4 protein-coding genes are annotated in these 3,824 nt (G+C 39.5%); 2 read left to right on the plus strand and 2 right to left on the minus strand.

Features of this window, described 5'->3' with window-relative positions; translation table 11 throughout:
• Positions 1 to 2,237, minus strand: a 2,237-nt coding sequence (gene gyrA, locus ABZC96_RS08955; protein WP_373030570.1) for a DNA gyrase subunit A, incomplete at its 3' end; no start/stop codon positions are given.
• 168 nt (positions 2,238 to 2,405) lie between these two features.
• Here gyrA and exbB point away from each other — a divergent pair.
• The gene (gene exbB / locus ABZC96_RS08960; RefSeq protein WP_373030571.1) at positions 2,406 to 2,843 is read left to right on the plus strand and encodes a TonB-system energizer ExbB; all 438 of its coding nucleotides are present in this window, start codon (positions 2,406 to 2,408) and stop codon (positions 2,841 to 2,843) included.
• A 99-nt stretch (positions 2,844 to 2,942) separates the two neighbouring features.
• Positions 2,943 to 3,320, plus strand: a complete 378-nt coding sequence (locus ABZC96_RS08965; protein ID WP_373030572.1) for an ExbD/TolR family protein — start codon at positions 2,943 to 2,945, stop codon at positions 3,318 to 3,320.
• 3 nt (positions 3,321 to 3,323) lie between these two features.
• On the opposite strand, the gene ABZC96_RS08970 is transcribed toward ABZC96_RS08965, so the two are convergent.
• Positions 3,324 to 3,641, minus strand: a complete 318-nt coding sequence (locus ABZC96_RS08970) for a thioredoxin family protein (RefSeq protein ID WP_373030573.1) — start codon at positions 3,639 to 3,641, stop codon at positions 3,324 to 3,326.
• Positions 3,642 to 3,824: the final 183 nt, after the last annotated feature.

Here is a 3,824-nt window from a genome sequence, read left to right on the forward strand (position 1 = left end):
AGTTTCATAGAGATAACCCCTTTACCAGCACGGTTCTGTTCACGGTATTCACTTGCAGTCGTACGCTTACCAAGACCTTTTTCACTCATCATGAGAAGTTCATCATTCTCATCTTCTATGGTCGTAGCACCACAAACGTAGTCACCCTCTATCTTGAACTTGATCGCAGTTACACCACGTGCCACTCTACCGATCTCTCTTGCATCTTCTACTTTAAATCTGATACATAGACCTTTTTTGGTTGCTATAAAAAGCCATTTTGTATCTGGCTTGACGATCTTCGCTTCTACTAAAGCATCATCCTCATCAAGGTTGATCGCTCTTACACCATTAGATCTGATGTTTGAATACTCTGAAAGGTTTGTTCTCTTCACGATACCATTTTGTGTAAAGAATACCAGTCCTTTATCCGCTTCAAAATCAGTCGTAGGAATAATAGCCATGATCTTCTCATCTTGCTGAAGATTAATGAGATTCACTACTGCTTTACCTTTAGCCGTACGTGATCCTTCTGGGATACGATAGACTTTGAGCCAGTATAGTTGTCCTCTGTCTGTTACGAACATGAGTGTATCATGTGTATTTGACGTAAAGAACTTCTCAATGAAGTCATCATCATAGGTAGTAACGGCGATCTTACCTTTACCGCCACGATGTTGTTTCTCATACTGCTTGACCGGTACACGTTTAATGTATCCACGGTGTGTAATAGTCACAACCATTGGCTCATTTGGAATAAGGTCTTCGATGTCTATGTCATCATAATCATCTACGATCTCTGTACGACGTGGTGTTGTATATTTCTCACCTATCTCCACAAGCTCTTCACGGATGATTACATTGATCTTCTCTTCACTTTTCAAGATACCTTCAAGTTCTGCGATAAGTTTAAGAAGTTCATTCAACTCATTCTCGATCTTCTCTATCTCAAGACCTGTAAGACGTCTAAGTCTCATCTCCAGGATAGCTTTTGCCTGTATCTCTGAAAGTTTGAAACGAGCCATGAGACTTTCTCTTGCTTCAACATCATCTGAAGAGGCACGAATGATCTTGATCACTTCATCGATGTTGTCCACAGCGATCTTGAGACCTTCTAAGATGTGCGCTCTTGCTCTTGCTTTTTCGAGTTCGAAGATCGTTCTTCTGATAACCACTGTTTTTCTGTGTTTCAAGAATAGATCAAAGAGTTCAAGAAGTTTAAATACTTTTGGTTCTTTATTTGCGATCGCAAGCATGATGATACCGAATGTCACTTGCATCTGTGTACTTTTGAAAAGGTTGTTAAGGACTATCTCACTCATCGCGTCACGCTTAAGTTCGATGACCACACGGATACCTTCTCTATCTGACTCATCACGAAGTTCAGAGATACCTTCTATATGTTTATCACGTACAAGTTGTGCAATGTTTTCTATCAGTCTTGATTTATTGACCTGGAAAGGAAGTTCATCGATGATGATGATCTCTTTAGAACCTTTTTGCTCTATATGTGTTTTCGCACGTACTTTGATACGTCCACGTCCTGTAGTATACGCATCTGTGATACCCTTGCGTCCAAAGATGATACCGCCCGTTGGGAAGTCAGGACCATGTACGATCTTCATCATATCTTCCACTGTTGAATCTGGGTTGTCTATACGTAATACAAGCGCATTTATAAGTTCATCCAATCTGTGTGGAGGAATATTCGTAGCCATACCAACTGCGATACCACTTGAACCATTAAGAAGTAGGTTTGGTACACGTGAAGGAAGTACATCAGGCTCCTGCATAGAGTCATCGTAGTTTGGTACAAAATCTACCGTGTCTTTTTCAAGATCGCTCAAAAGCTCTTCAGCGATCTTTGTCATACGTGCTTCGGTATATCTCATCGCCGCTGCATTATCACCATCGACTGAACCGAAGTTTCCTTGACCATCAACAAGCGGTGCCTGCATAGAGAAATCCTGTGCCATACGTACAAGTGCGTCATATACAGAGTTGTCACCATGCGGGTGATACTTACCGATAACATCACCGACGATACGTGCGGATTTTTTATAAGGACTTCTGTGTGCAAGATGAAGGTCATTCATCGCATAAAGGATTCTTCTATGTACAGGTTTCAACCCATCTCTTGCATCTGGTAATGCTCTACCTATGATAACACTCATGGAGTAATCAAGGTAACTGGCCTTCATACTATCTTCGATTAACACTTGTCCGGTATTTTGTTGGTCTTCAAACAGATCGCTCATGCATTTCCTTATTGTGTAAAAAATTGCATTCATTGTATCTAACATCGGCTTAAATAAAAAGGCTAAAAAGCGCTTAAAATGGACGCTAGGTATCTTAAAATGGATTTAACATGGATTTAACACTATTTCTATATAATGCACTCTAATATTATATTATGAGGAAAAATAGTGCTAATTGAACAAATAAAAGATATCGTAGATTATGGAGTCATAGGATTGCTCTTTTTCTTGAGTTTTATCACCTTTGCCTATGCTATAGAAAGAGTACTTTTCTATCGTGGTATCAAACTTACAGACTACAGCAATAAGACAGCCTTGGAACTCGACCTCTCAAAACGTTTAGCCACGATCGCATCGATAGGATCAAATGCTCCGTATATAGGATTACTTGGTACCGTTCTGGCTATCATACTTACTTTCTACATCATCGGAGACCAACAAGATACTATCAACCCTGGTGAGATCATGAAGCACTTAGCCTTGGCACTCAAAGCCACAGCCGCCGGCTTGGTAGTAGCGATCCCGGCAACAGTCATCTACAATGCACTGCTTACAAAAGTAGATACGATCTTGGCTCAATGGGAAATTGCACAGGATGAAAAATAAAATGTTAAGACCTTTTTCTAAAATGAACAAAAGCGACCAGTCGCGTGAGCACTCTGCTGAAGAGTCCTTTGTTTGTCTTTGCCAAAAAAGGAACCGTTAATGAGAAGAGAACGCTTTGACAAAATGAATGTCGTACCCTTCATCGACATAGTACTTGTACTACTGGTCATCGTACTTGCCACAGCTACTTTTGTAACCAATCAAACGATCAAAGTGGATCTACCTTCCGCCAGTTCTGAGAAAAATGAAGAGAGAAAAAGTGTACATATAGCGATCAATAAAGAGGGAGAATACTTTTACGATAAAGAGGCTTTAAGCCTTGATCTCATCAAAGAGAAACTGATGAAATTAGATCCAAAAAAAGATCTTGTCTCTTTACACATGGATAAAGAGAGTGCTTTCCAATACTTTGTAAGCATCATAGATATTCTCAAAACCAAAGGGTTTGAAAATATCTCGATTATTACTAAGAAGTAATACCTACTCTGTCATCATCCCATAAGGACGTTTCAGTTTCTCAGTTAACTGGTGTAAACTCACAGAGCGTCCTTCTCTAGCAAATTCTTTTCCATCCATAAAAACTATCATAGTAGGTACAGAAAAGACTTGAAAATGGGCAGAGATCTCCGGATTTTCATGTGCATCCAAATAGATCTGTTTCAGTTGAGAAAAGTTCTCATCAAACACCTCTTTGAATTTGGGTCTAAGCGCATGACATACATTACACTTCTCTCCAGAGAAGTAAAGTAAAACCCCTACTTCGGTTCGTATGGTATTTTGTAGTTCTTCTAATGTCATGCGTTATCCTTGATGATTTTTAAAATTATAACGATTAGGAGCTACAGCTGAGCTTTTTATTTTTAAATGCTTGTGGTGTTGCAGCTGCCCATCTTTCAAACTCAGGATGTTCATCAAATGGATTTTGAGCAATTTTAAAGAGATCATCCACTACAGAAAAATCACCTTTTTCGGCTGCATCTA

Source organism: Sulfurovum sp., assembly GCF_041551015.1.
GTDB lineage: Bacteria > Campylobacterota > Campylobacteria > Campylobacterales > Sulfurovaceae > Sulfurovum.

Excerpts from the sequence above, each read along its gene's own strand:
- ABZC96_RS08965 (WP_373030572.1), top strand. The coding sequence starts at position 2,943 with ATGAGAAGAGAACGCTTTGACAAAATGAATGTCGTACCCTTCATCGAC.
- ABZC96_RS08970 (WP_373030573.1), bottom strand. The coding sequence starts at position 3,641 with ATGACATTAGAAGAACTACAAAATACCATACGAACCGAAGTAGGGGTT.